22 protein-coding genes are annotated in these 20,185 nt (G+C 73.0%); 13 read left to right on the top strand and 9 right to left on the bottom strand.

Annotated elements, in window-relative coordinates:
* Positions 1-19: 19 nt before the first annotated feature.
* The 5 genes from CAE01nite_RS07315 to yczE are packed head-to-tail and all read left to right on the top strand — an operon-like array spanning position 20 to position 2,865.
* Positions 20-379, top strand: coding sequence for a hypothetical protein (locus CAE01nite_RS07315; RefSeq protein WP_146902183.1), 360 nt, complete (start codon positions 20-22; stop codon positions 377-379).
* A complete protein-coding gene (locus tag CAE01nite_RS07310; RefSeq protein WP_146902180.1) occupies positions 376-852 on the top strand; it encodes a hypothetical protein in 477 nt (158 codons plus the stop codon). The genes CAE01nite_RS07315 and CAE01nite_RS07310 overlap by 4 nt, the downstream gene beginning before the upstream one ends.
* Positions 853-911: 59 nt before the next feature.
* Positions 912-1,979 carry a quinone-dependent dihydroorotate dehydrogenase gene (locus CAE01nite_RS07305; protein ID WP_146902177.1) on the top strand — a complete coding sequence of 356 codons (1,068 nt, stop codon included), beginning with the start codon at positions 912-914 and terminating at the stop codon, positions 1,977-1,979.
* Positions 1,976-2,185 carry a hypothetical protein gene (locus tag CAE01nite_RS07300; protein ID WP_146902174.1) on the top strand — a complete coding sequence of 70 codons (210 nt, stop codon included), beginning with the start codon at positions 1,976-1,978 and terminating at the stop codon, positions 2,183-2,185. Before CAE01nite_RS07305 ends, CAE01nite_RS07300 begins: the two co-directional genes overlap by 4 nt.
* On the top strand, positions 2,182-2,865 hold the full coding sequence (gene yczE / locus CAE01nite_RS07295; protein WP_307724981.1) for a membrane protein YczE: 684 nt from the start codon (positions 2,182-2,184) through the stop codon (positions 2,863-2,865). Before CAE01nite_RS07300 ends, yczE begins: the two co-directional genes overlap by 4 nt.
* Before the next feature lie 84 nt (positions 2,866-2,949).
* On the opposite strand, the gene CAE01nite_RS07290 is transcribed toward yczE, so the two are convergent.
* Both CAE01nite_RS07290 and CAE01nite_RS07285 read right to left on the bottom strand, forming a co-directional pair.
* On the bottom strand, positions 2,950-3,963 hold the full coding sequence (locus CAE01nite_RS07290; protein ID WP_146902171.1) for an aldo/keto reductase family protein: 1,014 nt from the start codon (positions 3,961-3,963) through the stop codon (positions 2,950-2,952).
* A 105-nt stretch (positions 3,964-4,068) separates the two neighbouring features.
* Complete coding sequence (locus CAE01nite_RS07285) at positions 4,069-4,668, bottom strand: DUF3043 domain-containing protein (protein ID WP_146902168.1); 600 nt, start codon at positions 4,666-4,668, stop codon at positions 4,069-4,071.
* Positions 4,669-4,708: 40 nt separating this feature from the next.
* Here CAE01nite_RS07285 and CAE01nite_RS07280 point away from each other — a divergent pair, with 40 nt between their 5' ends.
* Complete coding sequence (locus CAE01nite_RS07280) at positions 4,709-6,151, top strand: dipeptidase (protein ID WP_281285569.1); 1,443 nt, start codon at positions 4,709-4,711, stop codon at positions 6,149-6,151.
* 83 nt (positions 6,152-6,234) lie between these two features.
* On the opposite strand, the gene CAE01nite_RS07275 is transcribed toward CAE01nite_RS07280, so the two are convergent.
* Positions 6,235-6,834: a DJ-1/PfpI family protein gene (locus CAE01nite_RS07275; protein ID WP_146902165.1), complete on the bottom strand. Its 600-nt coding sequence runs from the start codon at positions 6,832-6,834 to the stop codon at positions 6,235-6,237.
* A 170-nt stretch (positions 6,835-7,004) separates the two neighbouring features.
* Here CAE01nite_RS07275 and CAE01nite_RS07270 point away from each other — a divergent pair, with 170 nt between their 5' ends.
* From CAE01nite_RS07270 to CAE01nite_RS07250, 5 genes are all read left to right on the top strand, one after another.
* A complete protein-coding gene (locus CAE01nite_RS07270) occupies positions 7,005-8,180 on the top strand; it encodes a glycerate kinase (protein ID WP_246131062.1) in 1,176 nt (391 codons plus the stop codon).
* A 187-nt stretch (positions 8,181-8,367) separates the two neighbouring features.
* Entirely contained in the window at positions 8,368-8,718 is a 351-nt protein-coding gene (erpA, locus tag CAE01nite_RS07265; protein WP_146902162.1) for an iron-sulfur cluster insertion protein ErpA, read from the top strand.
* Between the two features lie 373 nt (positions 8,719-9,091).
* Positions 9,092-9,976: an aa3-type cytochrome oxidase subunit II gene (gene ctaC / locus CAE01nite_RS07260; protein WP_146902159.1), complete on the top strand. Its 885-nt coding sequence runs from the start codon at positions 9,092-9,094 to the stop codon at positions 9,974-9,976.
* A gap of 1 nt (position 9,977) precedes the next feature.
* Complete coding sequence (gene ctaD / locus CAE01nite_RS07255; protein WP_146902156.1) at positions 9,978-11,825, top strand: aa3-type cytochrome oxidase subunit I; 1,848 nt, start codon at positions 9,978-9,980, stop codon at positions 11,823-11,825.
* Positions 11,822-12,220 carry a cytochrome c oxidase subunit 4 gene (locus CAE01nite_RS07250; RefSeq protein ID WP_146902153.1) on the top strand — a complete coding sequence of 133 codons (399 nt, stop codon included), beginning with the start codon at positions 11,822-11,824 and terminating at the stop codon, positions 12,218-12,220. The genes ctaD and CAE01nite_RS07250 overlap by 4 nt, the downstream gene beginning before the upstream one ends.
* A gap of 545 nt (positions 12,221-12,765) precedes the next feature.
* Here the strand turns inward: CAE01nite_RS07250 and CAE01nite_RS07245 are convergent.
* The 5 genes from CAE01nite_RS07245 to ctaE all read right to left on the bottom strand — a co-directional run bounded on the left by CAE01nite_RS07245 (position 12,766) and on the right by ctaE (position 17,766).
* On the bottom strand, positions 12,766-13,392 hold the full coding sequence (locus CAE01nite_RS07245) for a superoxide dismutase (protein ID WP_146902150.1): 627 nt from the start codon (positions 13,390-13,392) through the stop codon (positions 12,766-12,768).
* Between the two features lie 118 nt (positions 13,393-13,510).
* Positions 13,511-15,238 (bottom strand): cytochrome bc1 complex cytochrome b subunit, encoded by a 1,728-nt coding sequence (gene qcrB / locus CAE01nite_RS07240; RefSeq protein ID WP_246131061.1) that lies wholly within the window; start codon positions 15,236-15,238, stop codon positions 13,511-13,513.
* Positions 15,235-16,260, bottom strand: a complete 1,026-nt coding sequence (qcrA, locus tag CAE01nite_RS07235) for a cytochrome bc1 complex Rieske iron-sulfur subunit (RefSeq protein WP_146902147.1) — start codon at positions 16,258-16,260, stop codon at positions 15,235-15,237. Before qcrA ends, qcrB begins: the two co-directional genes overlap by 4 nt.
* Positions 16,257-17,036, bottom strand: coding sequence for a cytochrome bc1 complex diheme cytochrome c subunit (qcrC, locus tag CAE01nite_RS07230; RefSeq protein ID WP_146902144.1), 780 nt, complete (start codon positions 17,034-17,036; stop codon positions 16,257-16,259). The genes qcrA and qcrC overlap by 4 nt, the downstream gene beginning before the upstream one ends.
* Before the next feature lie 82 nt (positions 17,037-17,118).
* Positions 17,119-17,766: an aa3-type cytochrome oxidase subunit III gene (ctaE, locus tag CAE01nite_RS07225; RefSeq protein WP_186816452.1), complete on the bottom strand. Its 648-nt coding sequence runs from the start codon at positions 17,764-17,766 to the stop codon at positions 17,119-17,121.
* 300 nt (positions 17,767-18,066) lie between these two features.
* Here ctaE and CAE01nite_RS07220 point away from each other — a divergent pair, with 300 nt between their 5' ends.
* Complete coding sequence (locus tag CAE01nite_RS07220; protein WP_146902138.1) at positions 18,067-18,504, top strand: response regulator; 438 nt, start codon at positions 18,067-18,069, stop codon at positions 18,502-18,504.
* The gene (gene trpD / locus CAE01nite_RS07215) at positions 18,501-19,541 is read left to right on the top strand and encodes an anthranilate phosphoribosyltransferase (protein WP_146902135.1); all 1,041 of its coding nucleotides are present in this window, start codon (positions 18,501-18,503) and stop codon (positions 19,539-19,541) included. Before CAE01nite_RS07220 ends, trpD begins: the two co-directional genes overlap by 4 nt.
* A gap of 64 nt (positions 19,542-19,605) precedes the next feature.
* On the opposite strand, the gene CAE01nite_RS07210 is transcribed toward trpD, so the two are convergent.
* Positions 19,606-19,887 (bottom strand): Lrp/AsnC family transcriptional regulator, encoded by a 282-nt coding sequence (locus CAE01nite_RS07210; RefSeq protein ID WP_146902132.1) that lies wholly within the window; start codon positions 19,885-19,887, stop codon positions 19,606-19,608.
* Positions 19,888-20,185 lie beyond the last annotated feature (298 nt).

Genomic DNA, 20,185 nt, shown 5'->3' with positions numbered 1-20,185 from the left:
CCGCGTACCCTCGGGGACCGTGCTCCCACCTCTGGCCGTCCTCGTGGCGGTGCTCTCGCTCGCGCTCGCCGCCTGGGCCGCCGCCTTCGCGCTCCGCGACCGCGCGGTGGTCCTGCGCCAGCTGAAGGGTGCCGCCGTGGTGGAGGCGGCTCTCGTCCTGCAGGTGCTCGCCGCGGTCGTCGCCACGGTGCGGGGCGAGGCGCCGGACGACGCCGTGACGTTCTGGGGCTACCTGCTCACCGCGCTGGTCGTGCTCCCGGTCGCCGCGGCCTGGGCGTTCGCCGAGCGGACCCGGTGGAGCTCGGTGGTGCTGCTCGTCGCCGCCTTGACGGTCGTCGTCATGGAGTGGCGCCTGCTGCAGATCTGGGCCGGCGCGTGAGCGCCCGCAGCCCCCGTGGCGCCCGGGCCGACGGCACGGCGGGCGGCTCGCCGTCCACGTCGTCCGGGCCCGGCCGCGTGCTGGTGGCGGTCTACGCCGTGTTCGCCCTGTCCGCGACCGCGCGGGCCGGCGTCCAGCTGCTGCGGGACTGGCACGAGGCGCCGCTCGCGTACGCGCTGTCGGCGGTCGCCGCGGCCGTGTACGTGGTCGCGACCGTCGCGCTGGCCCGCGGTCACCGGCGGCTCGCGATCGCGGCGGTGGGGATCGAGCTCGTCGGGGTGCTCGTCGTCGGCACCCTGTCCGTCGTCGACCGGCAGGCCTTCCCGGAGGCGACGGTCTGGTCCGGCTTCGGCAGCGGCTACGGCTACGTGCCGCTCGTGCTGCCGCTGCTCGGCCTGACGTGGCTGTGGCGGCTGCGCCGGACCCGTCCCGCCCGGTCCGGCCGCACGAGCGACGGGGTCGAGCCCCGGTGACGCCCGCGTCGACGTCCGCGGCGGACGCCCGCCCGACCGCCCCCCGTACCCTGGGGCGCGTGTACCGGCTCCTCTTCGACGTCGTCCTGCGCCGGCTCGACCCGGAGCGTGCCCACGAGCTCGCGTTCGCCGCGATCCGGGCCGCCGCCGTCACCCCCGTGCTCTCCGGGGCGCTGCGCCGCACGCTCGCCCCGCCCGCCGCCGCCGGCGTCGACGCGCTCGGGGTCCGGTTCCCCGGCCCCTTCGGCCTGGCCGCCGGCTTCGACAAGAACGCCGTCGGGGTCGCCGGGCTCACGATGCTCGGGTTCGGCTCGGTCGAGGTGGGCACCATCACCGCCCAGGCCCAGCCCGGCAACGAGCGCCCGCGGCTGTGGCGCGTTGTCGACCAGAGCGCACTGCGCAACCGGATGGGGTTCAACAACGAGGGCGCCGTGGCGGTCTCCGCGCGGCTGCGGCGGCTGCGCGCCACGCCGGCCGGGCGCCGGCTCGTCGTCGGCGTCAACATCGGCAAGACCAAGGTGACGCCGGCCGACGCCGCGGCCGCCGACTACGCCACCAGCGCCGGGCTGCTGGCGCCGTACGCCGACTACCTCGTCGTCAACGTCTCCTCCCCGAACACCCCGGGGCTGCGCGACCTGCAGTCGGTCGAGAGCCTGCGGCCGATCCTCGAGGCCGTGCGCGAGGCGGCCGACGCCGCGACGCCCGCCCGACGCGTCCCGCTGCTGGTCAAGATCGCCCCGGACCTGTCCGACGACGACGTCGACGCGGTCGCCGACCTCGCCGTGGAGCTCGGGCTGGACGGTGTCGTCGCGGTGAACACCACGATCGCGCACACCCTGGGGGAGGGCGGCCTGTCCGGCCCGCCGGTGCGCGCCCGGGGACTGGCGGTCGTCGCCCGGCTGCGGACGCGGCTGGGACCGGACGCGGTCGTCATCGGCGTCGGCGGGATCTCGGCGCCGCAGGACGCGCGCGACTACCTCGCCGCGGGTGCCACGCTCGTCCAGGGCTACACGGGCTTCGTCTACGGCGGACCGTTCTGGGCGTCGCGGGTCAACCGCGCGCTCGCGGTCGGTGCCGGCACAGCCGCCCGGATGCGCCGTGGCGCGAGCCCGGAGGTGGCCGCATGATCCGCCCGCAGTGGGTGTGGGAGCTGGACGACGCCGAGGGACGCGTGCTGGAGGACCCGGTCAGCCCGGTGTTCGGCAACCAGTTCGACGCCGAGCAGTGGCTCGGTGAGCACTGGCGCACCCTCGCGGCGCAGGACGTCGCCGTCGCGCGCCTGCTGCACGACGGGACCGCGGCCGCCGCGCCGGTCCCGCTGCGCGTCCCGTGACCGGGCAGCGGCCCGCCGCCGTCCGCACCGGGCGACGTGCCCGGACGGTCCTGCGCCCGAGGCGTCCCGAGCGCGCCGGCCGCCGGCTCGGGCAGCTCGCGGTCGGGCTGGTGCTGTACGCCTTCTCCATCGCGGCCCTGGTGAGCTCAGGCCTGGGCAACATGCCGTGGGACGTGCTGTCGGAGGGGGCGTCGCACCGCACGGGCTGGTCGTTCGGCGCGCTCACCGTGCTGATCAGCGTGGCGGTGCTGCTGTGCTGGATCCCGCTGCGGCAGCGCCCGGGCTTCGGGACGGTTGCGAACGTGCTGGTCATCGGGGCGCTCGTGGACCCGTTCCTCGCCCTGCTGGCGCGCCTGCCCGAGCCGCTGCCGTGGTGGGTGGCCGGTCTGCTGGCCGTGGGCGGCATCGTGCTCAACGGCCTCGCAACGGCGCTCTACATCGGTGCGCGCATGGGTCCGGGACCGCGGGACGGGCTCATGACCGGTCTGGTGCGGCGCACCGGCCGTCCAGTCGGCGTGGTCCGGACGACGATCGAGGTGCTCGTCGTCACGGTCGGCTGGGCGCTCGGCGGCACCGTCGGCTTCGCCACCCTGGCGTACGCGCTGGGCATCGGCCCGCTGGTGCACGCGCTGCTGCCCCGGTTCACCGTCCCCGAGCGTAAGTCGTCGGCCGAGCGCTGAGACCGCTCGCACGCTCCCCGCACGACGACGCGCCCCCGCTCCGAGGAGCGGGGGCGCGTGCGTGCGAGCAGAGGGTGCGGCCGGTCAGACCGGACGCTTCTGCGGGGAGTTCGCCGCCGTCTTGCCCGGGTCGCGCTCGACGACGTCGCCGAGCACCTCGTCGATGCGGGTCAGCAGCTCGGCCGGGATCCGGACGCCGGACGCCTGCACGTTGTCCACGACCTGCTCCGGGCGCGACGCCCCGATGATCGCCGCGGCGACGTTCGGGTTCTGCAGCACCCACGCCACGGCCAGCTGCGCCATGGACAGGTCCAGCTCCTGCGCGATCGGCCGCAGCGCCTGCACCCGCTCGAGGATCTCGTCCTTCATGAACCGCTGGATCATCTGCGCGCCGCCCTTGTCGTCGGTCGCGCGGGACCCCTCGGGCAGCTCACCACCCGGCTGGTACTTGCCGGTCAGGACGCCCTGGGCGATCGGGGAGAAGACGATCTGCGACAGCCCCAGCTCCTGCGAGGTCGGGACGACCTCGCCCTCGATGACCCGCCACAGCATGGAGTACTGCGGCTGGTTGGAGATGAGCTGGAACCCGAGGTCGCGGGCCAGGACGTGCCCGGCCCGGATCTGGTCGGCGGTCCACTCGCTGACCCCGATGTACAGGGCCTTGCCCTGCACGACGATGTCGGCGAACGCCTGCATCGTCTCCTCGAGGGGCGTCTCGGTGTCGAACCGGTGGGCCTGGTAGAGGTCGACGTAGTCGGTCCCCAGGCGCTTCAGCGAGCCGTGGATCGACTCCATGATGTGCTTGCGGGACAGGCCGACGTCGTTGGGGCCCTTGGGGCCGACGGGCCAGTACACCTTGGTGAACAGCTCGAGGGACTCCCGGCGCTGGCCCTTGAGGGCCTTGCCGAGCACCTTCTCCGCCTTGGTGTTGGCGTAGACGTCCGCCGTGTCGAACGAGGTGATGCCGGCGTCCAGCGCGGCGTGCACGCACGCGACCGCGGCGTCCTTCTCCACCTGCGAGCCGTGCGTCAGCCAGTTGCCGTACGTGATCTCCGAGATCTTGAGCCCGGAGTTGCCGAGATAGCGATGAGCGACCATGCGCCGACCCTAGGCGAGCCCGCCCGGGCAGGCGCGGCGTGCCCCTGCCGGCGCCCTTGCCGGGGATGGAGCGGCACCGCGGCGCCCGGGGGAGCCGGCGGACGATCAGACGGGGTGCTGGCCGTGCTTGACCTGCGGCTTGGGCATCCGCCCCCGGCGCAGCTGGAAGACCCGCATGGCCGCGTACATCCCCATGCCTCGCTCCAGGCTCTCCGGACCGAACTTGGCCGCGATGCGCTTGCGCATCCGGCGCCACATGAGGAAGGCGTCGAGGATCGTCGCCAGCACGATCGCGTAGAGCAGGACCATGAGGATCCCGCTCACCGCGAGGTTCTGGGAGAACAGCGCGGTGAGCGCGACGAACACCAGCGCGATCGGGAGGAAGAACTCGCCCAGGCTCCACCGGGCGTCGACGCTGTCGCGGATGTACCGGCGCACCGGTCCGCGGTCGCGCAGGGGCAGGAACCGCTCGTCGCCGGTCTGCATCGCGCGGTACTGCCGGTCGCGGTCGGCGCGTGCGGCGACCTTCGCGGCCTTCGCCGCGGCCTTGCGGTCCGTCGGGACGAGCGGCCGCCGGTTGGCGGCCTCGGCGGCCCTGCGCTTGGGGGTCGGGCGGCCCTTGCCGGCGCCCACGAGGCCCGGGACCGGCTCCTCGGTGAGGTCGGCGGCGGGCGGGACGACGTCGGACTGCTTGCGCTGGAACACCCGTCCAGGGTAGTCGAGCCGGGCGGTAGCGTGGTCGCCCGTGACCGACGCGCTCCCCGCCGCAGCCCCGCCCCTGCCCGAGCCGACCGACGCGGCGGTCTCCGCCGCGACGCCGTCCACCGGGACCGAGCGGTGGCGCAGCCGGGTGGCCGAGGAGTTCCCCGGCCTGCGCGCGGACCTCGAGTCGCTGGTGCGCATCCCGAGCGTGTCGAACGCGGCGTTCGACCAGGCCCACGTGCGCGCCGGGGCCGAGGCCGTGGCGGGCCTGCTGCGCGACGCCGGCCTGCCGGACGTGCGCGTCCTGGTGGCGACGGCGCCGGACGGCCGCGAGGGTGCCCCCGCCGTGGTGGCCCGTCGCCCGGCCGCCGACGGCTCCCCGACCGTCCTGCTCTACGCCCACCACGACGTGCAGCCGCCCGGCGACGACGCCGCGTGGCGCACGTCCCCGTTCGAGCCCACCGAGCGCGACGGCCGGCTGTACGGGCGCGGCGCCGCGGACGACAAGGCGGGCGTCATCGCGCACGTGGGCGCCCTGCGCGTCCTCGGCGACCACCTGGCCACGCTGGGCCTGGGCGTCACGGTGTTCGTCGAGGGCGAGGAGGAGGTCGGGTCGCCGACGTTCGCCGCGTTCCTGTCCACCTACCGCGACCTGCTCGCCGCGGACGTCATCGTCGTGGCCGACTCCTCCAACTGGCGGGTGGGCGTGCCCGCGCTGACGACGTCGCTGCGAGGGCTGGTGGACCTCGAGGTCGAGGTCGCCGTCCTGGAGCACGCCGTCCACTCCGGCATGTACGGCGGCCCGCTGCTCGACGCGCTGACCCTGCTCTCCCGGCTGATCGCCACGCTGCACGACGACGCCGGCGACGTCGCCGTCGCCGGTCTGGTCACCGGTCCCGAGCCGAGCGTCGACTACGACGAGGCGGACCTGCGCGCGGACGCCGCCGTGGTCGAGGGCTTCCGGCTGGCTGGCACCGGTCCCCTCACGGCGCGGCTGTGGACCAGGCCCGCGCTGTCCGTGATCGGGATCGACGCGCCGAGCGTGGCCCGCGCGTCCAACACCGTGACCCCGCGGGCGACCGCCAAGCTGTCCCTGCGGATCGCCCCCGGCCAGGACCCGGCGCAGGCCCTGGACGCCCTCAAGGCGCACCTGACCGCGAACGCCCCGCTCGGCGCACGGGTCACCATCACCGACGGCGAGCTGGGCAAGCCGTTCCAGGCACCGGCCGACTCGCCCGCCATGCAGGCGGCGCGGCGGGCGTTCGAGCAGGCCTGGGGGACGGCGCCGGTCGACATCGGCGTCGGCGGCTCGATCCCGTTCATCGCCGACCTGCTCGAGGAGTTCCCCGACGCCGCGATCCTCGTCACCGGCGTGGAGGACCCGGACTCGCGCGCGCACGGGGCCAACGAGTCGGTCCACCTCGGCGAGCTCGAGCGCGTGGTGCTGGCCGAGACCCTGCTGCTGCTGGGCCTCGCCGAGCGCTGAGCCGTCTCGAGCGCTGAGCCTCGCCGAGCGCTGAGCCGTCCCGGGCGCTGAGCCGTCGGCGCCCACCCGTCCCGGGGTCTGGGTCAGACCGGGGGAGCGGGGTCGTACTGCAGCGCACGCCGGACCTGCTGCGCCACCTCGACGCCCTCCAGGCGCGCCACGAGGTGCAGCGACATGTCGATGCCCGCCGACACCCCGGCGGACGTGACCACGTCGCCGTCGTCGACGAACCGGGCCTCGGTGTCGGCCGTGACGCTCGGGTCGATCTGCGCGAGCTCGTCGAACGCGCCCCAGTGGGTGGTCGCCGGCCGTCCGGCGAGCAGCCCGGCGGCGGCGAACACCAGCGCGCCCGTGCAGACGCTCGCCATCAGCGGGACGTGCGGGCGCAGCGAGCGCAGCCACGCCAGGTGCGCGTGGTCGCCCACGAGCAGGCGGGTGCCCAGCCCCCCGGGGTGGACGAGCACGTGCATCGTCCCGACCTCCTCGGCGGAGGTGTCCGGCAGCACCCGCAGCCCCTTGGCGAGCCGGACCCCCGACCCGTCCCGGGAGAAGGTCACGGCCTCGGGCCGCAGGTCCGACAGGCGCGCCCACGTGGCGAGCACCTGCCACGGACCCGCGACGTCCAGCTCCTCCGCGTCGTCGAACACGAACACCCCCACCCGCAGCGCGCTGCCCGTGGTCATCAGCGTCGACCCCTTCCGCCGGCGGCCGGCGTCGCCCCGTCACGGCGACCGTCGTGGCCCACCCCCGAGGATGCTCCTGTGCCCGCCGGGTGCGCGAGCGCGGGGAGCCGTGGCCCGCCCATGCCGCGCGCTCCCGGGTCGGCGGGGCGACGCTGTGCCAGGATCCGCGGGTGCGCGTGCTGGTGGCCCCCGACGTCGTGGGCGCCTCGCTGCCCGCGCCGGTGGCCGCCGCCGCGATCCGCGACGGCTGGACCCGCACCGCGCCGTCGGACGACGTCCGGGTGTGCCCGTTGTCCGACGGCGGTTCCGGGTTCGTCGCCGCCGTGCACGCGAGCACCGGCGGTGAGCTGCTCTCGTGCACCGTCCGGTCGCCGTGGGGGACGGGCGTCCCGGCCGCGGTCCTCCTGACCGAGACGGGCGGTCGGCGCACCGCCTACGTCGAGGCCGCGCACGCGACCGGACCTGCGCTGGTGGGGCGGGCCGGCTCACCCGGGACGGCGACCAGCGCGGGTGTGGGCGACCTGCTCGCCGTGGCGCGCGACGCCGGCGCCACGCGCGTCGTCGTCGGCGTGGGTCCGGCGGTGGCGTACGACGCGGGTGCCGGCATGCTGGCCGCCCTCGGCGTGGGAGCCGGGCCGGACGGCGTGCTCGGGTCGGGCGCCGGACGCCTCGGTGACGTCGTCGAGGGCGACCTCGTCGGTCTGCGGGAGCTGCGGGCCGTGTGGGCGGGGGTCGACCTGGTCGCCGCGTGCGCGAGCGACCTGCCGTTGCTCGGCCTGCACGGCGCCAGCGCGTCCGCGGCGGCGCACGGTGACGTCCCCGCCGACCGCGCGCAGGCGATGGAGCGGTCGGTCGCCCACCTCGCCCACCTCGCCGGCGCAGCGCTCGGGGCGGACCCGGTGCGTCGGGACCTGCTCGCGCCCCGGTCGGCCACGACCGGCCGCACCGCCGCGCTCCCGGGCGCCGGGGCCGGTGGCGGCCTGGGCTTCGGCCTGGCGCTGCTCGGCGCGCGGCTGCTGCCGGGTGCCGCCGTCGTCGCCGACGTCGTCGACCTCGCAGCCCGGGTCGCCGACGTGGACCTCGCCGTCACCGCCACCGGCGACCTCGACCCGACGGTGCTGCACGGGTCCGTCGTCACCACCGTCGCCGACGCCGCGATGCACGCCGCCGTGCCCACCGTGGTGATCGCCGGGCAGGTCCTCGTGGGGCGTCGTGAGCTCGCCGCAGCCGGGGTCACGGCGGCCTACCCGGTCCGGGAGCCCGGCGACGACGCCGCCTGGTCGGCGGACCCCGGGGGCGCGCTGGCGCGCCGGGCGGAGCGGGTCGCCCGCACGTGGTCGGCCTGAGGCCGTCCGGTCCGTCCGGTCCGTCCGGGGGACCGGCCGCGCCACGTGCGGCGCCGCGTGCGTCGGGTGCCCCGACGGCGTCGTACGCTGGCCGGGAACAACACGAACGGCGCGCGACGTTGACACCGGCGACAGACGCCTGGGCGCCGAGAGGTGCCCGTCGCCGCCCGAGACCTTCGGAGTGATCATGAGCGAGACCACCCAGACCGCGACGCACGGCGTCGTCCTCACCGACGTGGCGGCCGACAAGGTCCGCACCCTGCTCGAGCAGGAGGGCCGCGACGACCTGCGGCTGCGCGTCGCCGTGCAGCCCGGCGGGTGCTCGGGCCTCATCTACCAGCTCTACTTCGACGAGCGCGTGCTGGACGGCGACGCGCTGCGCGACTACGACGGTGTCGAGGTCGTCGTCGACAAGATGAGCGTGCCGTACCTCGACGGCGCGACGATCGACTTCGCGGACACGATCGAGAAGCAGGGATTCACGATCGACAACCCCAATGCGGGCAGCTCCTGCGCGTGCGGCGGCTCGTTCGCCTGACCGTCCGTCGCTGACGCTCGTCGAAGGCCCGGTACCCCTCGCGGTACCGGGCCTTCGGTGCGTCCGGAGCCTGCCGCCCGGCCGGGACGCGCCGGCGCGGCACGGCGGACGCCGCGCGAGGACGTGGAGTCGCTCACACCCGGGCCGCGGCCGGACGGCCGCCGGACCGCCTATCGCGCTCAGCGCACGCACGGCGAGCGGCGCTGGGGCCGTCCCGCGCACGGTGAGCGCGCCGGAGCAGGGTCCTGCGCAGCGCGCCCGCACCGACACCGTGCTCCGTGCGCGCTACGCTGACCCGCGTCGAGGACGAAGGTCCCGGACCAGCAAGGGGCTCCCGCTGCCGTGCTGCCGGACGTGACGTGAAAGGCCCCCCTTGCGCTCGCACAACACCCGCCCGAAGCGGCGCCCGGTCGCCCGGGCCGCCGCGCTGGCCACGGCCGTCGCGCTCGTCGCCACCGGCTGCTCCGCCGAGGTGCAGCGCGGCTTCCTGCCCGGCTACGAGGACGCGCAGGTCACCAACCAGACCGAGCGCATCACGAACCTGTGGGTCGGCTCCTGGATCGCGGCGCTCGTCGTCGGTCTGCTCACCTGGGGCCTGATCCTGTGGTGCGTCACGGTGTACCGGAAGCGGAAGTCCGACGACCGGCTGCCGATCCAGCTGCGCTACCACGTGCCGCTGGAGATCACCTACGTCGTGCTGCCGATCATCATGATCGGCGTGCTGTTCTTCTACACCTCACGGGACATCGCCGAGCTCGAGGACGTCTCCACACCGCCCGACACCACGATCCAGGTGGTCGGCAAGCAGTGGAGCTTCGACTTCAACTACCTCGACGAGGACGTCTACGACACCGGTGTCCAGGCGCAGGACGTCGGCAGCGAGGGCAGCTTCGACCAGCTCCCCACGCTGTACCTGCCGGTCGACGAGCGCGTCGAGTTCGTCCTGGACGCCCGCGACGTCGTCCACAACTTCTGGGTCCCGGCCTTCCTCTTCAAGATGGACATGATCCCGGGCCGCACCAACACCTTCCAGGTCGTGCCGACCCGCGAGGGGATCTACGCCGGCAAGTGCGCGGAGTTCTGCGGCGAGGAGCACTCCTCGATGCTGTTCAACGTCGCCGTCGTGTCCCGCGAGGAGTACGACGACCACATGGAGGATCTGCGTGACCGCGGCCAGACCGGCGCGCTCGGCCTCGAGCTGAACCGCAGCCAGGACCGCACCAGCAACGCCGAAGGCACGCAGAGGAACGAGAACTGACATGGCCACCGACACCGCTCCTTCGGCACCCTCGGCGCAGCACGTCGAGCCGGTGATCCCGGGCCTGGCGCCGGGCCGGCAGACGCTGGGTCGCACGGTGATCAAGTGGGTCACGTCCACCGACCACAAGACCATCGGCTACCTGTACCTGATCTCGTCGTTCATCTTCTTCATGCTCGCCGGGCTCATGGCGCTGATCATCCGCGCGGAGCTGTTCACGCCGGGCATCGACATCGTGCAGAGCAAGGAGCAGTACAACCAGCTCTTCACGATGCACGGCACGATCATGCTGCTGCTGTTCGCGACGCCCCTGTTCGCGGGCTTCGCGAACGTGATCATGCCGCTGCAGATCGGCGCCCCGGACGTCGCGTTCCCGCGGCTGAACATGTTCGCCTACTGGCTGTACCTGTTCGGCGGGCTCATCGCCTGCGGTGGGTTCTTCACCCCGCAGGGCGCCGCGTCGTTCGGCTGGTTCGCCTACGCACCGCTGTCCAACCAGTCGTTCTCGCCGGGCCTCGGCGGGGACCTGTGGGTCTTCGGCCTCGCCCTGGCCGGGTTCGGCACGATCCTCGGGTCGGTCAACTTCATCACCACGATCGTGACGATGCGCGCGCCCGGCATGACGATGTTCCGGATGCCGATCTTCACCTGGAACACGCTGATCACCAGCGTGCTGGTGATCATGGCGTTCCCGCCGCTGGCCTCCGCGCTGTTCGCCCTCGGGGCGGACCGCCGGCTCGACGCGCAGGTGTTCAACCCGGAGAACGGCGGCGCCATCCTCTGGCAGCACCTGTTCTGGTTCTTCGGGCACCCCGAGGTCTACATCATCGCGCTGCCGTTCTTCGGCATCGTCTCCGAGGTCTTCCCCGTCTTCAGCCGCAAGCCGCTGTTCGGCTACAAGGGCATCGTCTACGCGACCATCGCGATCGCGGCCCTGTCGGTGACGGTGTGGGCGCACCACATGTACCCGACCGGGGCGGTGCTGCTGCCGTTCTTCGCCGTCATGACGATGGCCATCGCGGTGCCGACCGGGGTCAAGTTCTTCAACTGGATCGGCACGATGTGGCGGGGCAAGATCACCTTCGAGACGCCCATGCTGTGGGCGATCGGCTTCCTGGTGACCTTCCTCTTCGGTGGCCTGACCGGGATCATCCTGTCCAGCCCCCCGCTGGACTTCGCCGTCACCGACACGTACTTCGTCGTCGCCCACTTCCACTACGTGGTGTTCGGCACCGTCGTGTTCGCGATGTTCTCCGGCTTCTACTTCTGGTGGCCGAAGTTCACCGGGCGGATGCTCGACGAGACGCTCGGCAAGATCCACTTCTGGATGCTGTTCATCGGCTTCCACGCGACGTTCCTCATCCAGCACTGGCTGGGCGTCCTGGGCATGCCGCGCCGGTACGCGGACTACGCCCCGGAGGACGGGTTCACGTGGATGAACCAGGTCTCCACCGTCGGCGCGTTCCTGCTCGCCGCCTCGACGCTGCCGTTCCTGTGGAACGTGTACGTGACCTGGCGCAAGGCCGCCAAGGTCACCGTGGACGACCCGTGGGGCTTCTCGAACTCCCTGGAGTGGGCCACGAGCTGCCCGCCGCCGCGGCACAACTTCACGTCGCTGCCGCGCATCCGCTCCGAGCGCCCCGCGTTCGACCTGCACCACCCCGAGGTCGCGGCGATGGACTTCGCGACGCCGGACCAGGGCTTCCTCGACTGGGAGTCCGACCACGGGGGACAGCGGGAGCTGGCGCAGCAGCGCCTCGCGACCGGGACCGGCGAGCCTGAGCAGGCCGCCCAGGGCGTCGTCGGCGACGGCGTGCGCCCGGACGACACGGAGGGACGCCAGCGATGAGGACCGAGTCCAAGACGTTCCTGTACCTCGTGCCGTTCTTCATCTTCATCGGTGTCGGCTACGGCTTCTGGAGCGGGTGGGAGCCGGTCGGGTCGCTCGGCATCCTGCTCGTCGCCGGCCTCGCCCTCATGATCGGTGCGTACTTCGCGGTCCTCGCCCGGCGCATCGACGCGCGCCCGGAGGACAACCCCGAGGGGAACATCGAGGAGGGCGCCGGTGACCAGGGCGTCTACAGCCCCTGGAGCTGGTGGCCGCTCGCGATCGCCAGCGCCGCCGCCCTGGTCTTCCTCGGCATGGCCGTGGGCTGGTGGATGGTCTACGTGGGCGCGGCGCTCGGCATGATCGCGCTCGTCGGCTGGGTGTTCGAGTTCTCCCGCGGGCAGCACGCGCACTGAGGCCTCCGGCACCCGCGACGACGGCGCCCGTCTCCCTCATGGGGGGCGGGCGCCGTCGTCGTACGGGGACGGGTACCCGTCCGGTCCGGTGACCCGAGGGCCGGACGGCCGGGGGAGGGCTGCCAGCGCCCAGGCAGACCGCCGGGGACGGAGCCGCGCCTGCGGAGGTGCCGAGCCGGGCGCTCCTGCGCACCGGGTGTCCGGCCTGGCGGCTCGCCGCGGGTCATGAGGCGGCTGCAGGGGGTGGCGCACGACGGACCAGCGCGCGGCAACGGGCCACCGCGCGGCAACGTGCCACGGCGCGGCCGTGGAGGGGCCGTGGGCGCGCTGAGACGGCCCGGGACCTGGGCAGGCACCGCTGCCTTCCGTGGGACCGTCGCAGAGCTGCTGGCGCGCCCGGGACGACGGGTGGACCGACGTCACCCGGGAACGACGCAGCGCCGGCGCCCTGACAGGGCACCGGCGCTGCGGTGGAGCTGGTCCGGCCTTGCGGCCGCGCCCGGACGATCAGCACGCGACGGATGCCGCGCGACGACCGGAGCGGGTCAGACCGCGACGATCAGGCCCGACGTCTGGGCGCGCGCACGGGCGAGGCGCAGAGCGGCGTCCTGCCAGTTGACGATGTTCCACCACGCCGTGACGTAGTCCGCCTTGACGTTGACGTAGTCCAGGTAGAAGGCGTGCTCCCACATGTCCAGCATGACCACCGGCACCAGGCCCAGCGCGAGGTTGTTCTGCTGGTCGTACATCTGCACGACGACCAGCTTCTGGCCCACGGAGTCCCAGGCGAGGATCGACCAGCCCGAGCCCTGGATGCCGAGCGCCGCGGCGGAGAACTGCTTCTGGAAGCCCTCGAACGAGCCGAAGAACTCGTCGATCGCCGCGGCCAGGTCGCCGTCCGGGCGGCCGGCGCCCTCAGGGGTCAGGTTCTGCCAGAAGACCGAGTGGTTGACGTGGCCACCCAGGTTGAAGGCGAGGTTCTTCTCGAGGAGGTTGATCGTGTCGAAGCTGCCGGTCTCCCGGGCCTCGGCGAGCTTCTCCAGGGCGGTGTTGGCGCCGGCCACGTACGTCGCGTGGTGCTTGTCGTGGTGCAGCTGCATGATCCGGCCCGAGATGTGCGGCTCGAGCGCCGCGTAGTCGTAGGGCAGGTCGGGAAGGGTGTACTCGGCCATCCGTGCGTACCTCTCGTCGGGCCACCCCCGCGGACGGAGGTGGCGTCAACACACGGTCGTCGCCACCGCCCTGGTTCAGGGCGGTGGCGACGACCCGGTCACCTGCTGTCTACTCCGGTCAGCGGTTGCGCGCGTCCGGTGCAGATCCGTCCACGGGCTCGACCAGCGTGCGGCCGCCACCGGTGGCCGTGCCCTCAAGCTCGCGGACGGGGGCGCTGTGGCCAGCCTCCAGCGTGTCGTGGGCGCCGTGCGAGTGCGCCGCCGCCAGCTCCGACGGCGTGACCGGCTCGACCCGGTCCTCGAAGAACACCCGCGACAGGCGCTGGCGCACCTGGTCCACGCGGTAGCCCTTGCGGCGCACGCCGCGCGAGTCGACCGGGGGCTCGATCTCCAGCGGGCGCTCGGCCTGGTAGCCGACGCGCAGCCACCGCTCGTGGGCGTCCAGCGGCTTGTGCACCTCGATGTACTCACCGTGGGCGAACCGGACGATGCGGCCCGTCTCGTGGCCGTGCAGGACCAGCTCGCGGTCCTTGCGCTGCAGGCCCAGGCAGATGCGCTTCGTGATGATGAAGACCAGGACCGGAGCCACGAAGAACAGCACCCGGAACACCCGGATGATGTCGTTCAGCGACAGGAAGAAGTGCGCCGCGATCAGGTCGTTGGACCCGGCCAGGATCAGGATCGTGAACGCGGTCAGGATCGCCATGCCGAAGGCCGTGCGGAACGGGCGGTTGCGCGGGCGGTCCAGCACGTGGTGCTCGCCCTTGTCGCCGGTGACGAACGCCTCGACGAACGGGTACCCGGCCAGGAGCGTGAACAGGATGCCGGGGACGATCACCGCGGGGATCAGCACGTTCAGCGACAGCGTGAACTCGCCGATGCCCCACTCCATGCCCTGACCGGGCATGAGGCGCAGGGCGCCCTCGAGGAAGAGCATGTACCAGTCGGGCTGGGCGCCGGCCGAGACCGGGGACGGGTCGAACGGCCCGTAGTTCCACACCGGGTTGATCGTCATGGTCGCGCCGAGGAGCGCGATGACGCCGAACACGATGAAGAAGAAGCCACCGGCCTTGGCGACGTACACCGGCCACAGCGGGTAGCCGACGACGTTCTTGTTCGTGCGGCCCGAGCCCGGGTACTGGGTGTGCTTGTGCAGGAACACCAGGAACAGGTGCGCGCCGATCAGCGCCAGGATCAGCGCCGGCACCAGCAGGATGTGCACGGTGAACAGGCGCGGGATCAGGTCCTGGCCGGGGAACTCGCCACCGAAGATGAAGTACGAGATGTAGCTGCCCAGGATCGGGATGGACCGCACGACGCCGTCGGCGATGCGCAGGCCGTTGCCGGACAGGACGTCGTCCGGCAGGGAGTAGCCGGAGAAGCCGGCCAGCAGGCCGAGGATCAGCAGGGTGAAGCCCAGGACCCAGTTCAGCTCGCGCGGCTTGCGGAAGGCGCCGGTGAAGAACACGCGCATCATGTGCGTGACGATCGACGCCATGAAGATCAGGGCCGCCCAGTGGTGGATCTGCCGCATGAGCAGACCGCCGCGGACCTCGAACGACAGGCGCAGGGTCGAGGCGAACGCCTCGGACATCTCCACGCCGTTCATCGCGGCCCAGGGGCCCTCGTAGTGCACCTCGTTCATGCTCGGCACGTAGAACATCGTGAGGAACACGCCCGAGATCAGCAGCACCACGAAGGAGTACAGCGCGATCTCGCCGAGCAGGAAGGACCAGTGGTCCGGGAACACCTTGCGGGCCAGGCCCTTGATGGCGACCGAGACGCTGGTGCGCTGGTCGAGGTAGTCGGCGGTCGCCGCGGCGCCCCGCCCGATAGTGGTCGTCACGTCAGACGCTCCCAGAAGCTCGGGCCGATCGGTTCGTGGAAGTCGCTCTGGGCGACCAGATAGCCCTCGTCGTCGACCGTGATCGGCAGCTGCGGCAGGGGGCGGTTGGCGGGGCCGAAGACGACCTTGGCGCCGTCGGCCAGGTCGAACGTCGACTGGTGGCAGGGGCACAGCAGGTGGTGCGTCTGCTGCTCGTACAGGGCCACCGGGCAGCCCACGTGGGTGCAGACCTTGGAGTAGGCGACGATCCCCTCGTAGGACCAGCCCCTGCGGTCCTCGGCCTCCTTGAGGTCACGCGGGTCCATCCGGACCATGAGGACGATGGCCTTCGCCTTCTCGTCCAGCGGGTGCTCCTCGTCCTCGAGGTTCGCGGGGATGACGTGGAACGCCGACCCCAGGGTGACCTCGGCGGCCCGGATGGGCCGGCCGGACGGGTCCGACGCGAGCCGGACGCCCTTCTTCCAGATCGTGTGCTTGAACTTGGTGATGTCCCAGTCCTCGCCGACCTCGCCGATCAGCGGGACCGCGACGGACAGCGGGGCGAGGGCGAGCGCGGAGAACATCGCGCCCTTGAGGACGCCGCGACGCGCGACGTTGGCGTCGGCCAGACCCTCCTGGAGCGCCTGGACGGCGCCCTGACGGGTCTCCTCCGACGGGGTCAGGCTGTGCCGCTCGTCCGTGCGCTCGTGGTCGTTCATCAGCGTCTTGGCCCAGTGGACCGCGGCCGCGCCGATGCCGAACATGCCCAGGAACAGGCCCAGGCCGAGCAGCAGGTTCGAGGTGCGCATGCTGGCCGCCGTGTCGCCCGGCGGCACCAGGACGTAGGCGACGAGGAACAGCACGGTGCCGATGATCGAGACGGCGAACAGCAGGACGACCTGGCGCTCGGCTCGCTTGTTGGCGGCCGGGTCGGTGTCGGTCCGGCGCAGGCGGTGCGGCCCGTGGCCCGGGTCGGTGAACGTGTCCGGGAGGTTCGCGCCGCCGTAGGTGGTGATGTCGGTGGGCGAGGGGTGGGTGCTCACGAGGACTTGGCTCCGATCCAGACACTGCACGCGATGAGCAGACCGATACCGATGACCCAGGCCCACAGGCCCTCGGTGACCGGTCCGAGCGCCCCGAGCTCGGCGCCACCGGGGCTGCCGACGCGCTGGGCGACGATGTAGGAGATGACGTCGCGCTTCTCGTCGGGCGTGAGGTTCGCGTCGTTGAAGACGGGCATGGCCTGCGGCCCGGTGACCATGGCCTCGTAGATGACCTTCGGGCTGCTGTCCCACAGCGACGGGGCGAACTTGCCCTCGGACAGCGCACCGCCGGCGCCGACGGCGTTGTGGCACATCGCGCAGTTGGTGCGGAAGATCTGCATGCCGTTGGCCTCGTCGCCCTGCTCCGGGTCGATCTGCTCGGCCGTGGGGATGGCCGGGCCGGGGCCCAGCGAGGCGACGTACGCCGCCAGCTGCGCGACCTGCTCGTCGGTGAACTGCGGCGGCTTGGCGAGGGCCTGCGGCCCGTTGTTCTCCATCGGCATGCGGCCGGTGCCGACCTGGAAGTCCACCGAGGCGGCGCCGACGCCGATGAGCGACGGCGCGTCCTGCGTCCCCTCGGCGCTCATGCCGTGGCAGGTGGCGCAGTTCGCCTTGAACAGGTCGGAGCCGGTCTGGATGTCACTCTCGCTCGCCTCGGCCGCGCCGGCCGGGGTGGGCGCGAGTGCGGCGTACAGGCCGCCGGTGACCAGCAGCGCCAGCAGGAGGAGCACGACCGGGGCTGACCGGTGGTGCCTGCGGGCTGCAAGTGCCTTCACGGATGGGTCCTCGTCTCGCTGATCGGGGAGGTGGGGCGGTGGGGCGGCACGGTCGGCGTGTGGCCGGTCCGTGACCAGGCGCTCAGCGCAGCAGGTAGATCACCGCGAACAGGGCGATCCAGACGACGTCGACGAAGTGCCAGTAGTACGACACGACGATCGCCGTCGTGGCCTCGTGGTGACCGAAGCGCTTGGCGCTGAACGAGCGGCCCAGGAGGAAGAGGAAGGCGATCAGACCGCCGATGACGTGCAGACCGTGGAAGCCGGTCGTGAGGTAGAAGACCGAGCCGTACGGGCTCGAGGAGATGGTCAGGCCCTCCTGGACCAGCTCCGCGTACTCGTACAGCTGGCCGCCGATGAAGAAGGCGCCCATGAGGTACGTCAGGGTCATCCACTCGTTCATGCCCCAGTGGCCCACGGCGAAGATCGACCCGGTACGCCGGGGCTGGAACCGCTCCGCCGCCCACACGCCGAGCTGGCACGTCACCGACGACAGGACCAGGACGGTGGTGTTGATGGCCGCGAAGGTCAGGTTGAGCATCTCGGTCCGCTCGGCCCACACCTCCGGGACCTGTGCGCGGAGCGTGAAGTACATGGCGAAGAGGCCGGCGAAGAACATCAGCTCGCTGGCGAGCCACACGATCGTGCCGACCGACACGGGGTTCGGTCGGTTCACGCTCACGTGGACGGAGGTGCTGGAGGCAGCCGTTGCGGTCGACACGTTGCCCATTATGGGGGAGAAGCTGTGAAGAAGAGCGCCAGTGCGGCGGCGCGCGGGGCGGCAAATGTCACACCGTCACGCGCATCCGTGCCCGTCGGCTGCGCCGTAGTCGTGGACGACGGTCCGCTGCCTGCCGGGCGGGTGCCCCGGCGGCCGCGTCGACGGGTGGGCGGGCACGGGCGCGACCGGCGCCGTCGCGCACCGGACGCGGGTGCGGGCACGTGCGCGACCGGCTCCGTCGCGCACCGGACGCGGGTGCGGGCGTGCCAAGATGCCAGCCACACGCGTACGTCGAGGATCGGAGCGGGCATGACCAGCGAGCTCACCGGGGTGACCGGCGCGGCGTCCTCCCAGCGGGCACCGCGCGTGCTGCTGTACAGCGACGACGTCGACACCCGGGCGCAGGTCCGGCTCGCGGTCGGCCGACGCCTGTCCAAGGGCGCGCCGGACATCGAGTGGGTCGAGGCCGCGACGCACACCGTCGTGGTCGAGACCGCGGACGCCGGTGGCCTCGACCTGCTCATCCTCGACGGCGAGGCGGCGAAGTCCGGCGGCATGGGTCTGTGCCGCCAGCTCAAGCACGAGGTGTTCAGCTGCCCGCCCGTGCTGGTCCTGACCGGCCGGCCGCAGGACGCGTGGCTGGCGTCCTGGTCGTTGGCCGACGCCGTGCTGTCCCACCCCCTCGACCCGGTCGAGCTGCAGCGCGTCGTCGCCCGCCTCGTGGGCCGGCAGGTGGCCCAGGGATGACGCCGCCGACCTGGTCCGGGATCCTCGCCGGTCTCGTCGCGGGGCAGGACCTGACGGCCGAGGAGACGTCCTGGGCGATGGCCGAGGTGATGACCGGCAGCGCGTCGCCGGCGCGCCTCGCCGGGTTCCTGGTCGCCCTGCGAGCCAAGGGCGAGACGGTCGAGGAGCTCACCGCCCTGGCCGACACGATGCTCGCGCACGCGGTGCGCATCGAGGTGCCCGGCCGGACGGTGGACCTGGTGGGGACCGGCGGGGACCGCGCGCACACCGTGAACATCTCCACGATGGCGGCGCTCGTCGTGGCGGGCACCGGGACGACCGTCGTCAAGCACGGGAACCGGGCGTCGTCCTCGTCGTCCGGGTCCGCCGACGTGCTGGAGGCGCTCGGCATCCGCCTGGACCAGCCGGCGCACCGGGTCGCCGAGATCGCCGGCGAGGTCGGCATCACGTTCTGCTTCGCCGGGGCGTTCCACCCCTCGATGCGGCACGCGGCCGTCGTGCGCCGGGAGCTGGGCATCGCCACCGCCTTCAACTTCCTCGGGCCGATGACGAACCCGGCCGCCCCGGCGGCGACGGCGGTCGGCGTCGCGGACGCGCGGATGGCGGCGCTGATGGCCGGCGTCTTCGCGTCCCGGGGGACCGACGCCCTGGTCTTCCGCGGTGAGGACGGCCTCGACGAGCTCGCGCCCACCGCGACGTCGCGCGTGTGGGAGGTCCGCGACGGCGGCGTGACGGAGTGCGTGCTGGACTCGGTCGCGGACCTCGGTCTGCCGCCGGCCACGGTCGGCGACCTGCGCGGCGCGGACGCCGCCCACAACGCCGGCGTGGCGCGCCGGCTGCTCGACGGCGAGCGCGGGCCGGTCCGCGACGCGGTGCTGCTCAACGCGGCGGCGGCCCTGGTCGCCGACGGCTCGGTCGTCACGGCGCGCGGGACGTTGACGGAGCGGCTGGCGGCCGGCATGGAGGTGGCCGGTCGCGCGGTGGACGAGGGGGCTGCGGCGACGGTACTGGAGCGCTGGCGCGAGGCGAGCGCCTGACCGTCCGGGCGGGGTGGCGGGCTGCCGCCGAGCCGGCGCCCGGGGCGACGGCCGGCGACGTGCCTCAGTCCTCGAGCCCGAGCGAGAACGCCTGCTCGAGGTCGTGCTTGGAGTAGGTCCGGAAGGCGATGTACGTCTGCGTGCGCAGCACCCCGGGGACCTTGCTGATCTTGTCCGCGATGACGTCCGCGAGAGCGTCGTGCTCGCGCACCCGCACCATCGCGATGAGGTCGACCTCCCCGGTGACGGAGTAGACCTCGCTGACCCCGGTCACGTCCGCGATCCGCGCGGCGACCTCGGGGATCACCCCGGCGTCGACGTCGATGAGGACCATGGCTGTCAGCATGCGAGTCCCTTCGTCGTGCGCCGCCGCCCGGCGGACCGCACCATCATGCCGCGCCGGTGCCCGAGGCACCGACGGGGTCGGACCCCACCGGGAGGTCCGGCACGCCCTCCGGCACGCCCTCCGGCAGGCGGTCGGGCACGGCACGGAGCGTCGGCAGCACGCTGTCCGCGACCTGGTCGACGGGATCACGGGCGTCGGCGGACGCCGGCTGGACGGCAGGCACCCCGGACGCCGGCTGCGCGGCGGGAATCTCCGACGCCGGCTGGACGGCAGGAACCCCGGCCGAGGCGGACGCCGA

The sequence above is a fragment of the Cellulomonas aerilata genome (assembly GCF_007991755.1).
GTDB lineage: Bacteria > Actinomycetota > Actinomycetes > Actinomycetales > Cellulomonadaceae > Pengzhenrongella > Pengzhenrongella aerilata.
Note: the sequence above shows the minus strand (reverse complement) of the source record. Positions and strands in the feature narration are given on the sequence as shown.

Bases quoted from the DNA above. Each gene is read 5' to 3' on its own strand.
- CAE01nite_RS07300 (WP_146902174.1), top strand. From the start codon at position 1,976: ATGATCCGCCCGCAGTGGGTGTGGGAGCTGGACGACGCCGAGGGACGC.
- CAE01nite_RS07290 (WP_146902171.1), bottom strand. From the start codon at position 3,963: ATGGTCGCTCATCGCTATCTCGGCAACTCCGGGCTCAAGATCTCGGAG.
- CAE01nite_RS07275 (WP_146902165.1), bottom strand. From the start codon at position 6,834: ATGACCACGGGCAGCGCGCTGCGGGTGGGGGTGTTCGTGTTCGACGAC.
- erpA (WP_146902162.1), top strand. From the start codon at position 8,368: ATGAGCGAGACCACCCAGACCGCGACGCACGGCGTCGTCCTCACCGAC.
- ctaD (WP_146902156.1), top strand. From the start codon at position 9,978: ATGGCCACCGACACCGCTCCTTCGGCACCCTCGGCGCAGCACGTCGAG.
- CAE01nite_RS07250 (WP_146902153.1), top strand. From the start codon at position 11,822: ATGAGGACCGAGTCCAAGACGTTCCTGTACCTCGTGCCGTTCTTCATC.
- CAE01nite_RS07245 (WP_146902150.1), bottom strand. From the start codon at position 13,392: ATGGCCGAGTACACCCTTCCCGACCTGCCCTACGACTACGCGGCGCTC.
- ctaE (WP_186816452.1), bottom strand. From the start codon at position 17,766: ATGGGCAACGTGTCGACCGCAACGGCTGCCTCCAGCACCTCCGTCCAC.
- CAE01nite_RS07220 (WP_146902138.1), top strand. From the start codon at position 18,067: ATGACCAGCGAGCTCACCGGGGTGACCGGCGCGGCGTCCTCCCAGCGG.
- trpD (WP_146902135.1), top strand. From the start codon at position 18,501: ATGACGCCGCCGACCTGGTCCGGGATCCTCGCCGGTCTCGTCGCGGGG.
- CAE01nite_RS07210 (WP_146902132.1), bottom strand. From the start codon at position 19,887: ATGCTGACAGCCATGGTCCTCATCGACGTCGACGCCGGGGTGATCCCC.